This window comes from Dokdonella sp. (genome assembly GCF_019634775.1).
Classification (GTDB): domain Bacteria; phylum Pseudomonadota; class Gammaproteobacteria; order Xanthomonadales; family Rhodanobacteraceae; genus Dokdonella.
The window spans coordinates 1,713,141-1,734,855 of sequence record NZ_JAHCAS010000001.1; the positions used below are offsets into that span (position 1 = coordinate 1,713,141).

General features: G+C 67.5%; 16 protein-coding genes, 1 tRNA gene and 1 riboswitch. Of the genes, 10 read left to right on the forward strand and 7 right to left on the reverse strand.

The features are described 5' to 3' along the window. Positions 1–17: 17 nt before the first annotated feature. The 3 genes from KF907_RS07280 to yccX are packed head-to-tail and all read left to right on the forward strand — an operon-like array spanning position 18 to position 2,123. The gene (locus KF907_RS07280) at positions 18–1,322 is read left to right on the forward strand and encodes a YihY family inner membrane protein (protein WP_291219373.1); all 1,305 of its coding nucleotides are present in this window, start codon (positions 18–20) and stop codon (positions 1,320–1,322) included. Continuing rightward, complete coding sequence (locus tag KF907_RS07285) at positions 1,319–1,849, forward strand: TlpA family protein disulfide reductase (protein WP_291219375.1); 531 nt, start codon at positions 1,319–1,321, stop codon at positions 1,847–1,849. The genes KF907_RS07280 and KF907_RS07285 overlap by 4 nt, the downstream gene beginning before the upstream one ends. A gap of 7 nt (positions 1,850–1,856) precedes the next feature. Then, positions 1,857–2,123 carry an acylphosphatase gene (yccX, locus tag KF907_RS07290; protein WP_291219377.1) on the forward strand — a complete coding sequence of 89 codons (267 nt, stop codon included), beginning with the start codon at positions 1,857–1,859 and terminating at the stop codon, positions 2,121–2,123. A gap of 108 nt (positions 2,124–2,231) precedes the next feature. On the opposite strand, the gene gcvP is transcribed toward yccX, so the two are convergent. From gcvP to prfA, 5 genes are all read right to left on the reverse strand, one after another. Beyond that, positions 2,232–5,159: an aminomethyl-transferring glycine dehydrogenase gene (gene gcvP / locus KF907_RS07295; protein WP_291219379.1), complete on the reverse strand. Its 2,928-nt coding sequence runs from the start codon at positions 5,157–5,159 to the stop codon at positions 2,232–2,234. Positions 5,160–5,240: 81 nt separating this feature from the next. Beyond that, a riboswitch (glycine riboswitch) is annotated at positions 5,241–5,338 on the reverse strand. Positions 5,339–5,723: 385 nt separating this feature from the next. Next, positions 5,724–6,497, reverse strand: a complete 774-nt coding sequence (ppk2, locus tag KF907_RS07300; protein ID WP_291219381.1) for a polyphosphate kinase 2 — start codon at positions 6,495–6,497, stop codon at positions 5,724–5,726. Positions 6,498–6,522: 25 nt separating this feature from the next. Beyond that, a complete protein-coding gene (gene moaB / locus KF907_RS07305) occupies positions 6,523–7,044 on the reverse strand; it encodes a molybdenum cofactor biosynthesis protein B (protein ID WP_291219383.1) in 522 nt (173 codons plus the stop codon). Between the two features lie 10 nt (positions 7,045–7,054). Beyond that, positions 7,055–9,124 carry an O-linked N-acetylglucosamine transferase, SPINDLY family protein gene (locus KF907_RS07310; RefSeq protein ID WP_291219385.1) on the reverse strand — a complete coding sequence of 690 codons (2,070 nt, stop codon included), beginning with the start codon at positions 9,122–9,124 and terminating at the stop codon, positions 7,055–7,057. 220 nt (positions 9,125–9,344) lie between these two features. Next, positions 9,345–10,427: a peptide chain release factor 1 gene (prfA, locus tag KF907_RS07315; RefSeq protein WP_291219387.1), complete on the reverse strand. Its 1,083-nt coding sequence runs from the start codon at positions 10,425–10,427 to the stop codon at positions 9,345–9,347. A 138-nt stretch (positions 10,428–10,565) separates the two neighbouring features. Here prfA and KF907_RS07320 point away from each other — a divergent pair, with 138 nt between their 5' ends. Together KF907_RS07320 and KF907_RS07325 are read left to right on the forward strand one after the other, a co-directional pair. After that, entirely contained in the window at positions 10,566–11,936 is a 1,371-nt protein-coding gene (locus tag KF907_RS07320; RefSeq protein WP_291219388.1) for a M16 family metallopeptidase, read from the forward strand. Between the two features lie 8 nt (positions 11,937–11,944). Then, entirely contained in the window at positions 11,945–13,357 is a 1,413-nt protein-coding gene (locus KF907_RS07325) for a M16 family metallopeptidase (protein ID WP_291219389.1), read from the forward strand. Positions 13,358–14,308: 951 nt separating this feature from the next. Here KF907_RS07325 and KF907_RS07330 read toward each other — a convergent pair. Continuing rightward, positions 14,309–15,748, reverse strand: coding sequence for a sigma-54-dependent transcriptional regulator (locus KF907_RS07330; RefSeq protein WP_291219391.1), 1,440 nt, complete (start codon positions 15,746–15,748; stop codon positions 14,309–14,311). A 97-nt stretch (positions 15,749–15,845) separates the two neighbouring features. Continuing rightward, a complete protein-coding gene (hemA, locus tag KF907_RS07335) occupies positions 15,846–17,135 on the reverse strand; it encodes a glutamyl-tRNA reductase (protein WP_291219392.1) in 1,290 nt (429 codons plus the stop codon). A 172-nt stretch (positions 17,136–17,307) separates the two neighbouring features. Here hemA and KF907_RS07340 point away from each other — a divergent pair, with 172 nt between their 5' ends. The 5 genes from KF907_RS07340 (at position 17,308) to KF907_RS07360 (ending at position 21,669) form a co-directional block, all read left to right on the forward strand. After that, on the forward strand, positions 17,308–19,044 hold the full coding sequence (locus tag KF907_RS07340) for a tetratricopeptide repeat protein (RefSeq protein WP_291219393.1): 1,737 nt from the start codon (positions 17,308–17,310) through the stop codon (positions 19,042–19,044). Continuing rightward, complete coding sequence (gene lolB / locus KF907_RS07345; protein WP_291219395.1) at positions 19,041–19,646, forward strand: lipoprotein insertase outer membrane protein LolB; 606 nt, start codon at positions 19,041–19,043, stop codon at positions 19,644–19,646. Before KF907_RS07340 ends, lolB begins: the two co-directional genes overlap by 4 nt. Further along, on the forward strand, positions 19,643–20,512 hold the full coding sequence (gene ispE, locus KF907_RS07350; RefSeq protein WP_291219397.1) for a 4-(cytidine 5'-diphospho)-2-C-methyl-D-erythritol kinase: 870 nt from the start codon (positions 19,643–19,645) through the stop codon (positions 20,510–20,512). Before lolB ends, ispE begins: the two co-directional genes overlap by 4 nt. Before the next feature lie 46 nt (positions 20,513–20,558). Next, positions 20,559–20,633, forward strand: a tRNA-Gln gene (locus KF907_RS07355). Positions 20,634–20,700: 67 nt separating this feature from the next. Next, positions 20,701–21,669, forward strand: a complete 969-nt coding sequence (locus tag KF907_RS07360) for a ribose-phosphate diphosphokinase (RefSeq protein WP_291219399.1) — start codon at positions 20,701–20,703, stop codon at positions 21,667–21,669. The last annotated feature ends 46 nt before the right edge of the window (positions 21,670–21,715 follow it).

Consider the following 21,715-nt stretch of genomic DNA (forward strand, 5'->3'; position numbering starts at 1 on the left):
GGCGCGTGGAGGAATGGGTGGCCCTGCGTTACGCTCGCCGCATGGGACTGCGCGAGTTTGCCACGCTCCGCCTCGATCGCGAGCGGATATTCACCTTCCTGCGCTTCACCTGGAAGCGATTCCTCGAAGACCGCTGCCTGCAGACCGGTGGCGCGCTGGCGTTCACCAGTCTGTTTGCCCTGGTGCCCCTGACCACGGCTGTCCTCGGCATGATCGCCGCGTTCCCGGCCTTCGCCGGCTGGAAGGATCGGCTCACCGCCTTCGTGTTCGAGAACTTCGTGCCGGCCACCGGCGACGTCGTGCAGCGGTATGTGACCGAGTTCGCCGACAACGCCAGTCGCGCCACGGCGGTTGGCGTGATCGTGCTGATTGTCAGTGCGATCTCGCTGATGATGAGCATCGAGGATGCTTTCAACCGCATCTGGCGCGTGGCGACCTCGCGTGGTGCGTTGTCGCGCTTCCTGATGTACTGGGCGGCGCTCAGCCTCGGCCCGCTGCTGGTCGTCACCGCGCTGGCGATCAGTTCCTACCTCGTCGCGCTGCCGTTCATCGATGCCGCAGCAGCACAGTTTTCTCTGAAGGCACGCGTGCTGTCGATGCTGCCGTTCCTGATCGTGTGGTCGGTGTTCGTGATCGGCTATGTGGTCATCCCGAACCGTGGCGTACGCCTGCGTGATGCCATCATCGGCGGCTTCATTGCCGCCGTGCTGTTCGACCTCGCCAAGCGTGGCTTCGCCTGGTACGCGACCGGCGTGGCGAGCTACGAACAGGTGTATGGCACGCTGTCGATCGTGCCGATCTTCATCTTCTGGATCTATCTTTCGTGGGTGATCGTTCTGCTTGGCGCATCGATCACCGCGTCGCTGAGCGCGTTCGATTACCGCCCGCAAGCGATGCGCCTCAAGCCTGGCCAGGTGTTTGCTGGCCTGGTGCGCGTGATCGCGCATTTTGCCGAGGCGCACCGGCTTGGTCGCGGCCTGCATGGCAATGAGCTGCGGCGGCGTGAACCCTGGCTCAGCGATGACCTGCTGCGACGCTACCTCACCGATCTCGACCGGCTTGCCATCGTGCGCCGCACCGAAACCGGCGAATGGGTGCTCGCGCGCGACCTGGCCAACGTGCGCCTGCGCGACCTGCACGATGAGGGCAACTACCGCCTGCCGACCGACGCCGACGCGCTGCCCGGCAATGAATCCGAACCGGTTCCTTGCGCCCTCGCCGCCCTCGCCGCCGCCGTCAGCGGCGGACTCGACGTACCATTGTCCGACGTCGTCACCCCGGCCGTTGCCGCCGCAGGCGACCCTCCACAGGAGTCCCCATGATTCGTTCCCCGTCCGTCCTGCTGCTCGTCTTCGCCGTTGGCGTGGCCGTTGCCGCCGAATCCGCCAAGTCGCCCACACTGAACGTCACCACTCTCGACGGCACGACCTTCGATCTCTCCGAACAACGCGGCAAGTGGGTGATCGTCAATTTCTGGGCGACCTGGTGCGCGCCGTGCATCGCCGAGATGCCGGAACTCTCGGCCTTCGTCGACTCGCGCCACGACGTCGTCGCGATCGGTCTCGCCTACGAGGACACCGACAAGGAGGAGATCGTCGAATTCCTCAAGATACGTCCGGTGTCCTACGCGATCGCCCAGGTCGACGTCAGCGATCCGCCGAAGGATTTCGCCACGCCGCGTGGCCTGCCGACGACCTACCTGATCGCACCCGATGGCACCGTGGCCAGGCACTTCCTCGGCCCCATCACCGAGAAGGATCTCGCCGACGCGATCGCCAAGGCAAAGTCCGGCAACGCCGGCAAGAGCGCTCCCGCCAAGGGCGATGCAGGCAAGGCCGGAAAGGACTGAGCCGCCCATGGCCGAGGTGCGTTTCCTCGTCTCGGGACGCGTGCAGGGCGTCGGCTTCCGCGCCGCCACCCGCAGCGAGGCGCTGCGCCTGGACATCAGCGGTCACGCCCGCAACCTGCGTGACGGTGATGTCGAAGTCATCGCCTGTGGCGAAGACTCCGCGGTCGAGGCCCTTGCCATCTGGCTCCACCGCGGCCCACCGGGCGCGCGCGTCGACAGCGTGACCCGCGAACCCTGGGACGGCGAGCCGATGAAGGGATTCCTGACGCGCTGAGCGTGGTAGCTCCTGCAGGAGCCTCTTCGGAGGCGATGCCTGCACCACCATGAACGCCCCCGATCGCCCGTAAACCGGCTCCTGCGAATTGTTTTGCCTGCAAGGGAGCTACCCCTCCGCCGTCTCCGCGTACGCGTCGACTGGAATGCACGCACAGAACACGTTCTTGTCGCCGTGGACGTTGTCGACGCGGGCGACCGGAGGCCAGTACTTGGACTGCTTGAGGCTGGCCAGCGGGAACACGGCGAGTTCGCGCGGGTAGGCGTGGGTCCATTCGCTGGCGGCGACCATGGTCGCGGTGTGCGGCGCGTTCTTCAGCGGGTTGTCGTTGCGGTCGAGGCGACCATCGGCGACGGCGCGGATCTCTTCACGAATCTGGATCATCGCGTCGATGAAGCGGTCGAGTTCGTGCAGCGATTCGCTTTCGGTCGGTTCGACCATCAGCGTGCCGGCGACCGGGAAGCTCAGGGTCGGGGCGTGGAAGCCGAAGTCGATGAGGCGCTTGGCGACGTCCTCGGCGCCGATGCCGGTGGCATCCTTGAGTGCGCGCAGATCGAGGATGCATTCGTGGGCGACCAGGCCGTTGCGGCCGGTATAGAGCGTCGGATAGTGCGGAGCGAGCCGGCATGCCACGTAGTTGGCGTTGAGCATCGCAACCTGGGTTGCCTTGCGCAGGCCGTCGCGACCCATCAGCGCGATATACATCCAGCTGATCGGCAGGATCGAGGCGCTGCCGAAACTTGCGGCACTGACCATTGCGTTGCTGCCGGTGCCGTTGGTGCGCACGCCACCCTCGCCGAACGCCTTCGGCAGGAATTCCTTCAGATGCGCTTTCACCGCGCACGGACCCACACCCGGACCGCCGCCGCCGTGCGGGATGCAGAAGGTCTTGTGCAGGTTGAGGTGCGAGACGTCGCTGCCCCACTTGCCGGGCTTGGCGACGCCGACCAGCGCGTTCATGTTGGCGCCATCGGTGTAGACCTGGCCGCCATGCTTGTGGACGATCTCGCAGATCTCGACGACGTCCTCCTCGAACACGCCGTGCGTGGACGGGTAGGTCATCATGATCGCGGCGAGGCGGTCGGCGTGCTTCTCGGCGTTGCGGCGGATGTCCTCGACGTCGACGTTGCCGTTGGCGTCGCACTTGGTCACCACCACGGTCATGCCGCACATCTGCGCGGACGCGGGATTGGTGCCGTGCGCCGATTCGGGAATCAGGCAGATGTCGCGATGGCCCTCGCCGCGGCTGCGGTGCCAGGCACGGATCGCCAGCAGGCCGGCGTACTCGCCCTGCGCACCGGAGTTCGGTTGCAGGCTGACCGCGTCGTAGCCGGTGCACTCGACCAGCATCGCTTCGAGGCCTTCGATCAGTTCCTGATAGCCCCGCGCCTGTTCAGCCGGCACGAACGGGTGGATGTTGGCGAACTCGGGCCACGTGACCGGAATCATCTCGGCGGTGGCGTTGAGCTTCATCGTGCACGAGCCGAGCGGGATCATCGTGCGGTCCATGGCCAGGTCCTTGTCGGCCAGCGAGCGCAGGTAACGCAGCATCTCGTGCTCGCTGTGGTGCGTGTTGAAGACCGGATGGGTCAGAAACGCGCTCTTGCGTTCCAGTTCGGCGGGAATCAGCGAAGGCGCAGTCGCGTCGAGTTCGTCGATCGAAGGCAGCGCGGCACCGTCACCGCCGAAGATGCGCCAGAGCAGTTCGATATCGGCGCGGGTCGTGGTTTCGTCGAGCGAGATGCAGATGTACTCGTCCCAGGCCTTGCGCAGGTTGGCACCCAACGCCCGCGCCCGCGCGAGCAGCGTGTCGGTGCGCTCGCCGGTGTTGAGGCTCAGCGTGTCGAAGCAGCCGCGATCATGGTGGAAACGGTCGTAGCCGAGCCGCATCAGGCCAGCCTTCAGGATCGCGGTATGGCGCGCCACGCGCCGCGCGATGCGCGTCAGTCCGTCCGGTCCGTGATAGACCGCGTACATCGCTGCCATCACAGCGAGCAACACTTGGGCGGTGCAGATGTTCGAAGTCGCCTTCTCGCGGCGGATGTGCTGTTCGCGTGTCTGCAGGGTGAGTCGATAGGCGGGTTTGCCTTCGGCGTCGATCGACACGCCGATCAGGCGGCCCGGCATGCTGCGCTTGTAGGCATCGCGGCAGGCCATGAAGGCAGCGTGCGGTCCGCCGAAGCCGAATGGAACACCGAAGCGCTGCGAGTTGCCGATGACGATGTCCGCACCCATCTCGCCGGGCGGCTTGAGCAAGGTCAGGGCGAGCAGGTCGGTGGCGAACACGTAAAGTGCGTTGTGCGCGTGGATGGTGTCGGCGTACTGCCCCCAATCGGCCAGCCAGCCACTCGATGCCGGGTACTGCACGAGCACGCCGAAGTAGTCGCCCTTCTGCAGTGCCTCGTTGAAGGCGTCGGCGGAGTCGGCGACTTCAACGGCAAGGCCGAGCGGCTCGGCGCGCGTGTGCAGTACGGCCAGGGTCTGCGGATGCGTGTCGCCGGCGACGAGGAAGGTGTTCGATTTCGATTTCGCCGAGCGCTTCGCCAGCGTCATCGCCTCGGCAGCGGCGGTCGCCTCGTCGAGCAGCGAGGCGTTGGCGATCTCCATGCCGGTGAGGTCGGCGCACATGGTCTGGAAGTTGATCAGCGCCTCCATGCGCCCCTGTGAGATCTCCGCCTGGTATGGGGTGTAGGCCGTGTACCAGGCCGGGTTCTCCAGAATGTTGCGCAAGATGACGTTCGGCGTATGCGTGCCGTAGTAGCCCTGGCCGATGAAGCTGCGCAGCACCTGGTTGCGTTCGGCGATGGCACGGATCCTCGCCAGTGCATCGACTTCGGTCTGCGCTTCGGGCAGGGCGAGCCCGCCGGTCGACTTGATGCCGGCCGGCACGATGGCATCGGTGAGGGCGTCGAGCGATTCGTGGCCGACGACGCGCAGCATCGTTGCGATCTCGCTGTCGTTGGGGCCGATGTGGCGGTCGACGAAGGCCGAGCGGTATTCGAGGTCGCGGAGTGAGGGCGTGGACATGGCAGGCATCCGGCAGGTCGTGGGAAGCGGCGCCTGTGCAGGCGCGGACGTTCGCCGGGTCCGCGGCCACGCCGCGAAGTACCGGCCTGCCCCTCTGTCCTTTTGCCTGAGAGTTTGGAAGCGCAGGCGCTTCTTGCCCCTTCGGCGCCGGTTCTGCCGATGATCCGGCAGCCGGTCTCTCCAGAGTGTCCGTCCGCGCGGTACCGGGCCTGAGCGATTACGGGCGTTGCGCCTTCGGCAGCGGCCTAGGAGCCTGCGCGGCAGAAGCCAACCCGGCTGCGAAGTCCGCTGCGCGGTCCATTTTTCCGCCGCTTCTTGGCCCGTAGAACCACTACGGGCCGGCGAAGCGTCGAAAAACTGTCCTCGCGCCGCGAACTTCTCGCCTCGATTGCTTCTGCCGCGCAGGCTCCTGGGTCACTTCTCCCGGCGCGGACTAGGGACCGGCGGAGTATAGCCGGTTGGCCGCCTGCGCGATCCGGTGGGGGTTGTCCGTGGGAGCCCGTTCACGGTCGATTCGCATTGGCGTGGCCCGGAGGAGAAGCATCGCCCCTGAAGGGGCTCCTGCAGGGGCCATCAATACGAATCGCGGATCAGGAACTTCTTCGCTACCCGTTCGCGTGCCGGGCTGGCCTTGAGGGGCGGCAGGTCGAGCTTGGGTGGTGCCGGTTCGCGCTGAGGCAACTGCTTGAGCAGGTGCGCGATCAGGTTGAGGCGGCCGCGACGCTGGTCGTTGAAGTCGACGACGAACCAGGGGGCGTGACGCGCGTGGGTCGCTTCGAGCATGGCGTCGCGGGCCTTGCCGTACTTCACGTAGTCGGCACGCGCCTTGACGTCGACCGGCGACAGCTTCCAGCGCTTGCGCGGGTCGCTGGCGCGCTCGGCGAAGCGCTTCTCCTGCTCGGCCTGGTCGACACTGAGCCAGTACTTGATGAGGATCAGGCCGTCGCGAGTGACGAGGCGTTCGAACTGCGGGCAGTCGGCGAGGAACTGCCGATATTGCGCGTCGGTGCAGAAGCCCATCACGTGCTCGACGCCGGCGCGGTTGTACCAGCTGCGGTCGAACAGCACGATTTCGCCGGCCGCGGGCAGGTGCTCGACATAGCGCTGGAAATACCACTGGCTCTGCTGGCGCTCGCTCGGCCTGGGCAGGGCGACGCGGCGCACGAGGCGGTCGTTGAGCGGCGCCTCGATCGCCTTGATGACGCCGCCCTTGCCAGCCGCGTCACGCCCCTCGAACACGATCGCCACGCGCTTGCCGTTGGCGCTGACCCAGCGTTGCAAGTCGATCAGTTCGCCCTGCAAGGCCTCCAGCGCTTCCTCGTAGGCCTTGCGCTTGATCTTCGTCATGGCGACTCCTAAGGGTGACGGCCGGTCAGTGTTCGCCGAGACGCGAACGCAAGCCGGCCAGGTTGCACGGTCGCGTGCGCGCGTCGAGCTGGCTGCGGATGATCTTCTCCCAGGCCGTGCGGCAGGCTGAGGTCGAGCCGGGCAGGCAGAACACGAAGGTCTCGTTGGCGAGGCCGGCGAAGGCGCGCGATTGCAGGGTCGACGTGCCGATCTCGTCGAAACTGAGCGCGCGGAACAGTTCGCCGAATCCCGGCATGGATTTGTCGAGCAGCGGCCCGATCGCCTCGGGCGTCGAGTCGCGCCCGGTGAAGCCGGTGCCGCCGGTGACCAGGATGCCGTGCACCTGTTCGTCGGCGATCCACTGCGAGACGATCGCGCGGATCCGGTACTTGTCGTCGCGGACGATCATGCGGTCGTGCAGGCGATGGTCGGCCTGGCCGAGGGCGAGGGCGAGATAGTCACCCGAGGTGTCGCTCTCCGGCGTGCGCGTGTCCGACACGGTCAGCACGCAGAGGTTAAGCGGAACGAATTCGGTTTGCGCGGTCATGCCGGCGAGACTAGCGCGCGGATTCGGCTGCGTCGATGGCGACCGGGGCAAGGCCGGCGCGGTGGCGGGCGGCCATCGCCGCCAACACGGCGGTGAAGTCGGCGGCAAAGGCTTGCATGTCGAACAGGCCGCTCGTCATGCGCGCATCGGCAAGGCGTGTGCGCAGGTTCGCGCGCGCATCGGCATCGAGGCCGAGCCGGACCGCGGTGGCGACGAAGGCTTCGTCATCGACGACGTTGAGTTCGGCGAGGCCGAGGTGATGGTTGAGGCTGGCGGCGACGCGCCCGGCAAAGGTGTCGCCCGGTACGGTCAGCACCGGGCAGCCCGCCCAAAGCGCATCCGAAGCGGTCGTGTGCGCGTTGTACGGGTTGCAGTCAAGGAACAGGTCGGCGTGGCGATAGCGCTGGAGGTACTCGTCATGGGCGAGTTTCGGCATGAACACGAGGCGTGCCGGATCGAGGCCTTGCGCACGGGCGTGGTCGCGCAACGCCACGTCGGTGCCCGCAGGGCCGGCCAGCAGCCACAGCACCGAATCGGGCACGTCGCGCAGCACGGTGAACATGCGTGCCATGCTGCGCGGGTTGAGCTTGTAGCTGTTGTTGAAGCAGACATAGACAACGCCCTGTGCCGGCAGGCCGCAGGCTTCACGCGGCGGCGGATCGCCGACGGTGCGGGTCGGGTCGGATGGCTGGAAGCAGCGCGGCAGCCAGGCCACCTGTTCGGAGAACGCGGCACGCATCGATTCCGGCAGCACGATGCGGTCGGCGACCACGTAGTCGAGCCATGGTGCGCCAGACGTGCCGGGGTAGGCGAGCCAGTTGACCTGGATCGGTGCGGGGCGCACTGCGAAGGCTTCGCTGACATTGCCACCGCCCCAGACGCGCAGGTCGACGAGGATTTCGACGCCGCTCGCGTGCAGGCGTTCGGCCATCGCACGCGGCGCCAGATCATGGATCTCGTGCCAATGCGCGGCGGCGCGCAGGCGCTGTTCGACGGCCTTGCCGTCAGGCGCTGCGGTGGCGAACAGATGCACGTCGAGCGGCTGCGTGCGCAGCGCCTCGAACAGGGCGACGGTGAGCAGGCCGGTCGGGTGGTTGCCGAAGCCATTGGAGACGAAACCGACACGCAGCGCGGCGTCGGCCGGGCGGCGTGCATGCGCGAACCCGGGCGCTCGCACGAAGCTGCGCGCGAATGTGCGCGCGCAACGTAGTTGTTCGCTGGCATCGGCCGGTTCGGCGAGGAAGCCGAATGGAGTGATTCCCGGTGCATCGGCGGCAACCGCGGCGCGGAGGCGGGTGGACAGCGCATCGAGACCATCCCAGGCGATGCGCTGGCGTTCGATGAAGGTGAGCTGGGCCAGCGCGGCGGTCATGCCCGGATCGAGCGCGAGTGCGCGTTGGAAGGCAGCGGAAGCATCGGCGAGGCGCTTGCGATCCTCGGCAACGAGACCGAGTTGGTAGGCAAAGCGCGCGTCGCCTGGCGCGAGCGCCGCGCCGCGCGCGAAGGCCGCGGCCGCTTCGTCGTGACGCTTCTGCGCGAGCAGGGCCTGGCCGAGCAGCAATTCCACTTGCGGATGTGCCATCTGCGCGAGTACGGAGCGTGCGAGACGCTCGCATTCGGCCGTGCGCCCGAGCGCGAGCTCCGCCGCGGCAAGATTGATCCATGCACCGGCATGTCCAGGCGCGGCGCGTGTTGCCGCCGCGTAAGCCTCGCGCGCGGCCACCGCGTCGCCGAGGGCGGAATGTGCATTGCCGAGACCGTTGAGCACGGCAGGATGCGCAGGCGCGAGCGCACGCGCCGCTTCGAGTGCGGCCAGCGCAGACTGCGCATCGTCATCGGCGAGCAGCGCGCTGCCGAGGTTGCACAGCACTTCCACCGAGCGTGGCGCGATGCTGCGTGCATCCTCGAAGGCAGCGATCGCCTCGCGCGTGCGGCCGAGCTGGAGCAGGGCGATGCCGTGCAGGCGCAGGATTCCCGCCTCGCGTGGAAAGCGCGCGCGCGCCTCCAGCACCTTCGCAATGGCGTCGTCGAGGCGGCCCTGCTCGATCAGGTCGGCGATGGCGGACAGCGTGGCGTGCAAGGGCTGCGACTCCAGGATTGAAGGCTGAGGCCATGATCGAGTCCCATCGTGGCACAGGCCGCTGCCGCGAACGCGATGTTCCGTGCACGAGGATATGCGCGATGGACGGAACATCGAGATCGGGTGCAGGACCGTCGCTGGGCTGGTGCAGTGAACAATCGATCTCCTGGCGTTTTGCACCAGCGTCCGCGCCTGAGCACGCCGGCGAGCGGTGCGGTCCTCAGCCCGCCTCCGTCATCAACCGCAACTGGTCGACCTGGTCTTCGCGCGTGAGCGTGTCGACGAGTTCGTCGAGGTCGCCCTGGAGGATCTCGGGCAGGCGGTACAGGGTCAGGTTGACGCGGTGGTCGGTGACCCGGCCCTGCGGGTAGTTGTAGGTGCGGATGCGCTGGCTGCGGTCGCCCGAGCCGACCTGCAGGCGTCGCGACTCGGCCTGTGCGGCAGCCTGGCGGCTGCGCTGGTCGTCGATCAGGCGCGCCTTCAACAGTGACAAGGCGCGTGCACGGTTCTTGTGCTGCGAGCGTTCGTCCTGGCATTCGACGACGAGGCCGGTCGGCAGGTGGGTGATGCGGATCGCCGAGTCGGTCTTGTTGACGTGCTGCCCACCGGCACCGGATGCGCGGAAGGTGTCGATCTTGAGGTCGGTGTCGCGAATGTCGATGTCATCGATCTCGTCGAGCTCGGGCAGGATCGCCACGGTCGCCGCCGAAGTGTGGATGCGACCCTGTGATTCGGTGGCCGGCACGCGCTGCACGCGGTGCGTGCCGGATTCGAACTTGAGCCGCGAGTAGGCGCCCTTGCCCTCGATGCGCGCAACGACTTCCCTGTAGCCGCCGTGCTCGCCTTCGCTGGCCGACAGGATCTCGGTCTGCCAGCGGCGGCGTTCCGCATATTTGAGGTACATGCGCAGCAGGTCGCCGGCGAACAGCGCGGCCTCGTCGCCACCGGTGCCAGCACGCACCTCGAGGTACAGGTTGGCCTCGTCGCGGGGGTCGCTCGGCAGGAGCAGCAGGTTCAGTTCATGGTCGAGTTCGGCGAGGCGCACGTCGAGCGCGGCGATCTCCTCGGCGGCCATCTCGGTCATTTCTGGATCATCCAGCATGCTGTCAGCGGCGGCGCGCGCGCTGACGGCCGTGTCGTAGGCGGCCAGGGTCGCGGTCAGTGGCGCGAGGCGCGCATGCTCCTGCGAGAGTTCGCGCAGGCGCTTCGCATCGGCGGCGACATCGGCGCCTGAGAGCAGGCGTTCGAGCTCTTCGTGGCGTTCGGCGAGTTGTTCGAGCTTGCGGCGGATCGAGGGGTTCATCGGCATTCCGGGCCGCGTTCGCGCGGCGCGCGCATGATACGCGAGCCGCCGCGCCGGTCTGCGCCGGCATGACTTCATGGCCGTGCGGCGAAGGCCGGCCAGCCCGACAATGGCTCGTCCCCCGTGGTGGAGAACTCCATGTTCAAGCGTGCGTGTGCCTGGGTGCTGGTCGCGGCCCTTCCGCTGTCGGCTTGCGCCGCCGCCGACCGCTGGCAGTTGCCTGTCGCGGTCAAGACCCTCGACAACGGCCTGACCGTGGTTGTCAGTGAAGACCACAGCTCGCCGACCGTCGGCGTCAGCGTCGTCTACCACGTCGGCATGCGTCTCGAACCCAAGGGACGCACCGGTTTCGCCCATCTGTTCGAGCACCTGATGTTCCAGGGAACGCCGGAAGCGCCGAAGGGCGTGTTCGACCGCGTCATCAGCAGCGGAGGCGGCTTCAACAATGGCTCGACGCGTGGCGACTACACGAACTACATCGAGACCGCGCCCGTATCGGCGCTCGAACCGATCCTCTGGCTCGAGGCCGACCGCATGAAGACGCTGGACTTCTCCGCGGAGAACCTCAAGAACCAGCAGGACGTGGTCAAGGAAGAGATCCGCGTCAACGTGCAGAACCGCCCGTACGGCCTGTTCTTCTGGGACGGTCTCAACGCCATCGCGTTCTCGAAGTGGGAGAACAGCCACGACGGTTACGGCAGTTTCACCGACCTCGAGAACGCGAAGCTGGAGGACGTGCGCGCCTTCCACCGCGATTTCTACGGCCCGAACAATGCAGTCATCGCGATCGCCGGCGATGTCGAGGCCGAAGCGGTGTTCGCCCTGGTCGAGAAATACTTCGGCGGCATCGCGAAACGGCCGGTGCCGCCGCGCGCTGACGTCGACGAGCCGCTCAATGCGCAGGAGAAGCGCGAGCGGCAGACTGATGCGCTGGCGCAGGTGCCGGCCTTCGCGGCCGGCTGGAAGATGCCGGCGCGCGGCAGTGCCGACCACGCGCCGATGGCGGTGCTCGCCCAGTTGTTGGTCGGCGACACCGCGTCGCGTCTGTACCAGGGTTTGGTCAAGGGGCGCGAGCAGTTGCTCAATGTCGAGGGTGGCCTCAACTGGCCGCTAGGCGACGCCTGGGACTATGACGGTCCGACGCTGTTCGTGCTGTTCGGCCTGTACAAGCCGAATGCCTCCATGGATGCGATCCTGTCCGCCATCGACGAGGAGGTCGCACGCGTGGCCGGCAACGGCATCGATGCGGCCGGCCTGTCCCGCGTGAAAACCCGGATGATCGCCGATTACTACAACGGCCTCGACGCGTTCATCTCGCGCGCCGACGCGCTGGCCAAGGCGCAGGTGCTGTGGGGTGATGCGAATGCCGTCAACCGCGTACCCGGCTGGATCGATGCGGTTACGACCGACGATGTGAAGCGCGTCGCCGCAAAGTACCTGGTCGCTGCCAACCGTGTCGCCATCGACCGCGTGCCGGTCGCCGCCGCGACCGCCACGGACCCGCAATGAGGCCATCCATGAAAACCCCGATCCTTTCCCTCGTTGCGGCATTGTCCCTGGCCTTTGCCACTGGCGCGACCGCCGCCGAACCGTTCGTTCCGAAGGGCATGCCCAAGTTCGGTGCCGACAGGCCGCTGCCGATCCCCGAAATCGCGCAGAAAACGCTGGCCAACGGGCTTGCCGTGTGGGTGCTGCCACGCCGCGGCGGCAATCCGAAGGTCGACCTCGTGCTCGCCGTGCGCGGCGGCAAGGCGGCTGATCCGCTCGCGCGACCGGCGATGTCCGATCTGCTCGCCGACCTGCTGGTCGAGGGCACGTCCAATCGCGATTCGGTGCGCATCGCCGAGGACTTGCAGGCACTCGGTGCCACGCTCACCGCCAGTGCCGGCAACGAAGGCATCAGCCTGCGCGCAGCCGGCATCGCCTCGGGGGCCGAGTCGCTGGCCCTGCTGTTGGCCGATGTCGCGCGCCACGCCAACTTCCCCGCCGCCGAGATCGAGCTGGCCAAGAGCAACGCGATGCAGGCACTCAAGGCCGCCGAGGCCGAGGCCAGCTACCAGGCCGACAATGCCTTCGACGAGGTCGTCTATGGTGATCATCCGTATGCACGCACTCGGCCGACCGAGGCTTCGATCGGCAGCACCGATCGCGCTGCCCTGGTCACCGCACACGCCGCACGCTTCCGCCCTGATCGCGCCCTGCTGGTGATTGCAGGCCCGATCACCGGCGAACGCGGCTTCGCGCTTGCCGAGAAGGCCTTCGGCGACTGGAAGGTCAAGGGCAAGGCGATCGCCGACGTGCCGAAACCCGAGCCCACGCGGCTCGCACAGCGTGTGTTCGTCGAGCGTGCCGGCAGCGTGCAGTCCGCCGTACGCATCGGTCGCCCCGGCTTTGCCGCCGGCAATGCCGACGAGATCCCGGCGACGATCGCCAATGCCGTGCTCGGCGGCGATTTCTCGAGCCGCCTGTCGAGGGTGCTGCGCGAGGAGAAGGGCTACACCTACGGCGCTTACAGCGCATTCTCGACGTACCGGCTCGGCGGGGCGTTCGCGGCCTCGGCCGACGTGCGCAACGAGGTCACTGGCGACGCCGTCGGCGAGTTCCGCAAGCAGATGCAGATGCTCGTCGACACGCCGGTCGCTGCGGAGGAGCTCAACCGCGCGAAACGCTCCGTGGCGGGCAATTACCTGTTTCGCAACCAGTTGCAGGGTGCGGTCGCCGCCTCACTGGCGAACGGCTGGCTGCTTGGCCGCCCGCCCGAGTACCTCGGCGAATATGTCGGCCGCACCAATCAGGTCACGGCTGCGCAAGTCCAGGCGATCGCAACGAAATATTTCGACCCGAAGCAGCTCAGCATCGTCGTCGTCGGCGACCAGGCCGTAGTCGCGCAGCTCACGCCGTACGGCAAGTTCGTGACCAAATCGAAATAGGCATCCGCCCCGCAGAACCCAGCCGCAGGAAGCGGCCGTAGGAAGCGGCCGTAGGAAGCGGCCGTAGGAAGCGGCCGTAGGAAGCGGCTTCAGCCGCGATGCTCTGGCTGTACAACGCAACAACGAAGGAGCATCACGCCTGAAGGCGTTTCCTACAGGGCGATGGGTTCCCGGAGAGCATCACGCCTGAAGGCGTTTCCTACAGGGCGATGGGTTCCCGGAGAGCATCACGCCTGAAGGCGTTTCCTACAGGGCGATGGGTTCCCGGAGAGCATCACGCCTGAAGGCGTTTCCTACAGGGCGATGGGTTCCCGGAGAGCATCACGCCTGAAGGCGTTTCCTACAGGGCGATGGGTTCCCGGAGAGCATCACGCCTGAAGGCGTTTCCTACAGGGCGATGGGTTCCCGGAGAGCATCACGCCTGAAGGCGTTTCCTACAGGGCGATGGGTTCCCGGAGAGCATCACGCCTGAAGGCGTTTCCTACAGGGCGATGGGTTCCCGGAGAGCATCACGCCTGAAGGCGTTTCCTACAGGGCGATGGGTTCCCGGAGAGCATCACGCCTGAAGGCGTTTCCTACAGGGCGATGGGTTCCCGGAGAGCATCACGCCTGAAGGCGTTTCCTACAGGGCGATGGGTTCCCGGAGAGCATCACGCCTGAAGGCGTTTCCTACAGGGCGATGGGTTCCCGGAGAGCATCACGCCTGAAGGCGTTTCCTACAGGGCGATGGGTTCCCGGAGAGCATCACGCCTGAAGGCGTTTCCTACAGGGCGATGGGTTCCCGGAGAGCATCACGCCTGAAGGCGTTTCCTACAGGGCGATGGGTTTCCGGAGAGCATCACGCCTGAAGGCGTTTCCTACAGGGCGATGGGTTCCCGGAGAGCATCACGCCTGAAGGCGTTTCCTACAGGGCGATGGGTTTCCGGAGAGCATCACGCCTGAAGGCGTTGCCTACTCTATGCCGAGCTTTTCCAGCCGGTAGCGCAACTGGCGCAGGGTCAGGCCGAGCTGGCGGGCGGCGGCGGTGCGGTTCCAGCGCGTCGCTTCGAGGGCTTTCATGATGACCGCACGCTCGGTCTCGGCGACAGTCGCGGCGAGATCGCCGCCGTAGGCGGAATCGGGCAGGACGCGTGCCGGCGGTTCTGTCGCGCCCGGCGCTGCGGGCGGCGGTGGCGGTGCAGCCTGCGCCTGCAGGCTGCTGGTGTTGGCCCAGCGTTCGGCGTTCTCGCTGGTCATTGCTGGCGCACGTGCGACCAGGCGCAGATCTTCGGCGCTGATCGTGCCGTTCTCGCACAAGGCCACGGCGCGTTCGAGCACGTTCTCGAGTTCGCGCACGTTGCCGGGAAAATCGTAGTCGAGCAGTGACTTCAGTGCATCGGGAGTCAGTCGTGCCGGCGTGGTGCCGCTGTCGCGACCGAGCCGTTCGAGCACGCGGCCGGCAAGTTTGGGGATGTCGTCGCGGCGCTCGCGCAGCGGTGGTACACGCAGTTCGATGACGTTGATGCGGTAGAAAAGGTCCTGGCGGAACGCGCCGAGGTCGACCAGCTTGGCGAGATTCTTGTGCGTGGCCGAGAGGATGCGCACATCGACCGGTACTTCCGCGCGCGCGCCGATCGGGCGCACAGCCTTTTCCTGTATCACGCGCAGCAGCTTGACCTGCATGTGCACAGGCAGCTCGGCAACCTCGTCGAGGAAAAGGGTGCCACCGTGTGCAGCCTGGAACAGGCCTTCCTTGTCGGCGTGCGCGCCGGTGAAACTGCCTTTCTTGTGCCCGAAGAATTCGCTCTCCATCAACTCCGAAGGGATCGCGCCACAGTTGACGGGCACGAACGGCGCGGCCGCGCGCGGGCCGAGTTCATGGATCAGGCGGGCGACCAGCTCCTTGCCGACGCCCGATTCGCCGGCGATGTACACCGGTGCCTGGCTGCGCGCGACCTTGGCGATCGTCGCGCGCAGTTCGTTCATGGCCGTCGAATCGCCGATCAGGCGCGACTGGCTGGCGTCCGTGCTCGAGCGCTTCTCCTCGGACAGCTTCAATGCTGTCTGCACGAGGCGACGCAATACGTTGATGTCGACGGGCTTGGAGACGAAGTCGAAGGCGCCGGCCTTGAGTGCGATGACGGCGGCATCGACGTTGCCGTAGGCGGTGATCATCGCCACCGGCGTTTCCGCATAGTTGGCAGCGATGTGCTCGATGACGTCGTGGCCGGTACCGTCGGGCAGGCGCATGTCGGTGAAGCACAGCGCGTAGCGTTGTTCGCCGAGGCGGGTCTTGGCTTCGGTGACGGTAGCGGCGGTTTCGACGATCAGGCCCATGCGACCGAGCGTCAGGGTCAGCAATTCGCGGATATCCCGCTCGTCGTCGATGACCAGTGCGTATTGCTTGCTCATGCCTTGCCAGGGTGAGGGGTGAGCGACCCGGCCAAGGTTAGCGGTAGCGTGGTGCCATGGCAAAGGAACCGGGGCCCATGTCGCGCGCCAGGGAAATTCACGCGGGCTCGTCCGATGCCGGCGGTGCCGATTCGGGCCCGCCGAGCGCGAACAGGCGTTCGGCCGAACGCAGCAGCTCGATGTCGCCCCGCAGCGCGGCTGCGCGCAGGCTTGCGCTCGGCGCATGCAGCAGCTTGTTGGTCAGGGTATGGGCGAGGTACTCGAGGGCCTCCTCGGGCGGGCGTCCACGCGCGAGCAGGGCGCGCGCGCGCGCGAGCACGTCGTCGCGGCTGGCTTCGGCCTCGCGGCGCAGGCCACCGACCGGGTTGCGCAGGTCGAGCGCGCGCCACCACTCCATGAAGTGCTCGACCGACAGCTCGATCATCGCCTCGGCCTCGCGTGCGGCCTGCTGACGCGAGCGCAGGTTCTCGTCGATGACCTCGCGCAGGTCGTCGATCGTGTAGAGGAAGACATCGTCGAGAGTACCGACCGAGGCTTCGATGTCGCGCGGGACGGCGATGTCGACGAGGAACATCGGCCGGCGTCGGCGCGCGCCGATCGCGCGGGCGACCATGGCACGAGTCAGTACGGGTTCCGGCGCGGCGGTCGAGGAGATGACGATATCGGCTTCGGCCAGATGGCGTTCGAGATCGGACAATGGGATCGCGTAGCCGCCGAAGCGCGCGGCCAGCGCCTGTGCATTGTCGAGCGTGCGATTGGCGACAATCAGGCGACGCACGCGCGCCTCGGTCAAGTGGCGCGCGGCCAGCTCGATCGTCTCGCCGGCGCCGATCAGCAGCACGCAGGCCTCGGCGAGGTCGGCAAACACGCGCTCGGCCAGGCGCACCGCGGTGAACGCGACCGACACCGTGCTGGCGCCGATGCGCGTGTCCGAGCGCACGCGCTTGGCCACGGCGAAGGTGTTCTGGAACAGGCGCTCGAGCGGTGCGTCGAGCGCGCGTGCTTCGCGCGCGAGGGTGTAGGCGTCCTTGACCTGGCCGAGGATCTGCGGTTCGCCGAGCACCATCGATTCGAGCCCGGTGGCGACGCGGAACAGGTGGCGCACGGCGTCGGCGTCGTGGTGGCGGTAGGTGAACTCGTCGATGTTCGAGCCGGCAAGCTGGCGGTGGCGGTGCAGCCATTCGAACGGCGAGGACTCGGCACCCGCTTCGACGTTGCAGTAGAGCTCGGTGCGGTTGCAGGTCGACAGGATCGCCGCCTCGCGCACGCCGGGCTGGGCGATCAACTGGCCGAGGGCTGGGCCGGTATGCTCCGGCGCAAAGGCCACGCGCTCGCGCAGCGACACCGGCGCTGAGAGGTGGTTGAGTCCGAGGGCGATCAGGGCCATGCGTGCGACAATCGGCTAAGCTTGCCCGTGAACGAACAGGTGCGCGGCGGGGTAGCGACGATGCCGGTCCCGGATGCGGTCCCAGCCACCCGTGGCCGGCGCGGTCGCATGAAATTGTGCGGTCCGTACCCCCCAAGTTCAAGCAAGTACCGGTTTCCGAAGGTGTCCGCGCGTGTCGATCGGTTCCCGCAAGCATCTCATCCGCGCCCGCACGGTCCCGGCCTTGACCGCATTGGTGCTGCTGGTTGGCGTCGCCCTCGCCGGTTGCACGGCGCCGCAGGCACGACCTGCCCTGCGTCAGTCGACCACACAGAGCGTGCACCCGGTCGCCATAGAGGACGACCTGCCGCTGCAACTGATCGCTGCCGAACTGGGAATGCAGCGCAACGACCTCGCCGAGGCCGCGCGTCGCTATGCGCGCGCGGCGGTGCTGACGACCGATCCGGCGGTGGCTGAGCAGGCGACGCGCCTGGCCATCGCGATCAAGGCCTGGCCGACCGCACGCAGCTCGCTTGCGCGTTGGCAGTCGCTTGCCCCCGATGCACTGGGGATCGTGCAGTCGCGGGCCTGGATCGCGCTTGGCGAGGGCGATGTCGATACCGCCACGGTCGAGCTTGAACGCCTGATTGCAAAAGGGGATCGTCGCGCATGGCGCGCGTTTGCCCAGGTGCTCGTCGGCAGTGCCGACAAGGCGCTTGCCGCGCGCATGCTGGCTCAGGTCGCCACGCCGGAGCGTTTGGGCCAGGGCGAGGCTGACTGGGTGGCAATGAGCCAGCTCGCCTTGCGTCTCGGCGACAAGGACCTGGCCACGCGCCTTGCCGACCAAGCACTGGCACGCTTTCCCAGTGCCGATACCCATGCTTGGAGTGCCCAGCTCGCCATCGATCGCGGTGACCACGATGCGGCGCGCCGTCAGTACGCCGAGGCGCTCAAACGTGATCCTGGCAGCTTGCGTCTGCGCAGTGGCTACGCGGCGCTGCTCGGCGACAGTGGCGACAACGTCGGTGCCGCACGCGTGCTCGCCGCCGGCGAACAGACCGACGGGACATTCGGCGCACGGGCCGCCTATGCCGCACGTGCTGGCGACAAGGCCCTGCTGGCGGCGCTGTATGGCGAGATCGAGAAACACGGCGGCGAACGCTCGCCGAAGCGGCTCATGCTGCTCGGCCAGGTTGCCGAGTTCCTCGAACGCCCGCATGAGGCGATCGGCTGGTATCGGGAAGTTCCCGAAGGCGACGAACGCTGGTTCGCCGCCGGCATGCGCATCGTCGTGCTGAGCGACAAGGCGGGCGACGCGGTCGCTGCACGCCAGCGTCTGGCCGAACTGCGCATGGTGGCCGGCACCGATGTCGAGGATGCGGTTCGCCTGTACCTGCTCGAAGCCGAACTGCTCGATGCGAAGGCGCAGACAGGCGAGGCTGACGCGGTCTACCAGCGCGGGCTGGATCAGTTTCCCGGAGATTCGCGCCTGCTCTATGCGCGCGCGATGCTGGCGATCGAGCGCGATGACCTTGCTGCGGCCGAGCGCGATCTGCGCGCAATCATCGAAGCGGATGCCGACAACGCCGAAGCGCTGAACGCGCTTGGTTACACCCTGGCCGACCGCACCGATCGCCACGCGGAGGCGCTGGACCTGATCCGCCGCGCGCTCGCGCTGAAGCCCGACGAGGCGGCGATCATCGACAGCTACGGCTGGGTGCACTATCGCCTCGGCGACCTCGACGAAGCGACCCGACAGCTGCGCCGCGCCTATACGAAGGTGCCGGATGCCGAGATCGCCGCCCATTTCGGCGAGGTGTTGTGGGTCGGCGGTGAGCGCGACGCGGCACGCCGTGTCTGGGAGGAAGGGCGACGCAAGGATCCGGACAACAAGGTCCTGCTCGAAACGCTGGGCCGCTTCGACCCGTGAAGTACTTCGTCCCCCTGCGCCTGCTCGCCTGCGCCCTCGGCCTGGCCTGGCTGGCCGGCTGCGCGTCGCAGCGCATCCGTCCTGATGCCGGCTTGATGGAGGCGCAGGCGCAGCGTGAGCGCTCGCTCGCTGCGCAGCCGGCATGGGCGCTCAAGGGGCGTCTGGCCGTGGCGACCCCCCAGGATGGCGGCAGTGGATCGCTCGAATGGTGGCAGGACCGCGACCACTACCGCTTCACGGTGAATGCGCCGGTCACCGGCAAGACCTGGACCCTCGAAGGCGATGCGACGCGGGCCGAGCTGACCGGCCTGCGTGCCGGCCCGGTGCTTGGTGGCAACGCGGCTGCCCTGCTCGAACGTGAACTCGGTTGGAAGGTGCCAGTCGCGCAACTGGCCTCGTGGGTGCGCGCGGCACGCGCCGGCACACAAGGGGAACTGGTCTTCCGCGCCGACGGCCTGCCGGCTTCGCTGCTCGAGGATGGTTGGAAAATCGACTATCCCGACTATTTCGATGGCACCACGCCGGCACTACCGCGGCGCGTGTTCGCCAGCCGCGGCGGCTATCGCGTGCGGCTCGTCATTGAACGCTGGCAGACGCCATGAGCTTTTCCGCCGAAGAGGGCTGGAGCGCCTGGCCGGCGCCGGCCAAGCTCAACCTGTTCCTGCATGTCATTGGCCGGCGGGCCGATGGCTACCACCTGCTGCAGACCGTGTTCCACCTGCTCGACTGGGGCGACACCGTGCATTTGCGCCCGCGCGCGGACGGTGTAATTCGGCGTGCCTCGACCCTCGCCGGTGTGGCCGAGCACGACGACCTCGTCGTGCGCGCCGCACGGCGCCTGCGCGAGCACGTTGGCCAGCCCGGACTCGGTGCCGACATCGCCGTCGACAAGCGCATCCCGCTCGGCGGCGGACTCGGCGGCGGCAGCTCCGACGCAGCCACCGTGCTGGTCGGCCTCGACCGACTCTGGGGTCTCGGCCTGGGCAATGATGTCCTCGCTGGCCTCGGCCTGGCGCTTGGCGCCGACGTGCCGGTGTTCGTGCGCGGGCGCAGCGCGTTTGCCGAAGGCATCGGCGAAGCGCTGACGCCGCTCGAGCTGACGCCGACCGACTACTTGGTCGTCGACCCCGGTGTCGGTGTGCCGACCGGCGAGCTTTTCCGCGCCCCGGAATTGACACGCGACATGCCACCGCTGACAATTCGCGGCTTCCTTTCCGGCGAGCCGACGCGAAACGCGTTCGAACCGGTCGTGCGTGCGCGTTTTCCGGCCGTTGCGCGCGTCTTCGATTGGCTGGCACCTCACGGCGAACCGCGTCTGAGCGGTTCGGGTGGTGCGGTGTTCATGCCCGTTGGGAGCGAAGGTGCAGGCTTGGTTGCGGCCTGTCCGGCCGGGATGCGTGCGTGGATCGCACGCGGCATCGACCGCTCGCCGCTGCTCACGGCGGCGGCTGGTGGCAGCATGGCTTGAAGGCGCACGGCCGTTCCACCGTGCCGTGAAGGTTCCGGGTTTCCGCTGGGGCGTCGCCAAGTGGTAAGGCACCGGGTTTTGATCCCGGCATTCGCAGGTTCGAATCCTGCCGCCCCAGCCACGTCGCGACAGGCGGCGACCCCTCATGCCGGCCTGGCGATGGCGGCACTGCGTTGACGGAGTGGCGTGTGAATACGGCGGCGAAATCCACCGGCATCCTGGTGTTCAGCGGCAACGCCAACCGGCCGCTCGCGCAGACCATCTGCGAGGAGCTCGCCATCCCGCTCGGCAAGGCCCAGGTCGGCCGCTTCAGCGACGGCGAGGTGCAGGTCGAGATCGAGGAGAACGTGCGCCGCCAGGAGGTGTTCGTCATCCAGCCGACCTCGGCGCCGACGGCGGACAACTTCATGGAACTGCTGGTGCTGGTGGATGCGCTCAAGCGCGCCTCGGCGGCCAGCGTGACCGCGGTGCTGCCGTACTTCGGCTATGCGCGCCAGGACCGCCGCCAGCGCTCGGCGCGCGTGGCGATCACGGCCAAGGTCGCGGCGAAGATGATCGGCACGGTCGGCACCGACCGCGTGCTGACGGTCGACCTGCACGCCGACCAGATCCAGGGCTTCTTCGACATCCCGCTCGACAACGTCTATGCCTCGCCGGTGCTGCTGGCCGACATCTGGCGCTACTACGCCAGGGACAACCTGATCGTGGTCAGCCCCGACGTCGGGGGCGTGGTGCGCGCGCGGGCGATCGCCAAGCGCCTCGACGACGCCGATCTCGCGATCATCGACAAGCGCCGCCCGCGGCCGAACGAATCGACCGTGATGAACATCATCGGCGAGGTGCGCGACAAGGTCTGCGTGCTCGTCGACGACATCGTCGACACCGCCGGAACGCTGTGCGCCGCCGCGGCTGCGCTCAAGCGCAACGGCGCACGCAAGGTCGTCGCCTACTGCACGCATCCGGTGCTGTCCGGCCCGGCGATCCAGAACATCGAAGGCTCGCAGCTCGACGAGCTCGTCGTCACCGACACCATAGCGCTGTCGCCGGCCGCCCAGGCCTGCGCGCGCATCCGCCAGCTGTCGGTGGCCGAACTGCTCGCCGAGACGATCCGCCGCATCGCCTACGGCGAGTCAGTCAGTTCGCTTTACGTGGATTGAGGCGCGGCGCCCGTCCGGCGCAATGTCGAGATCCGTTCCAAGGCTT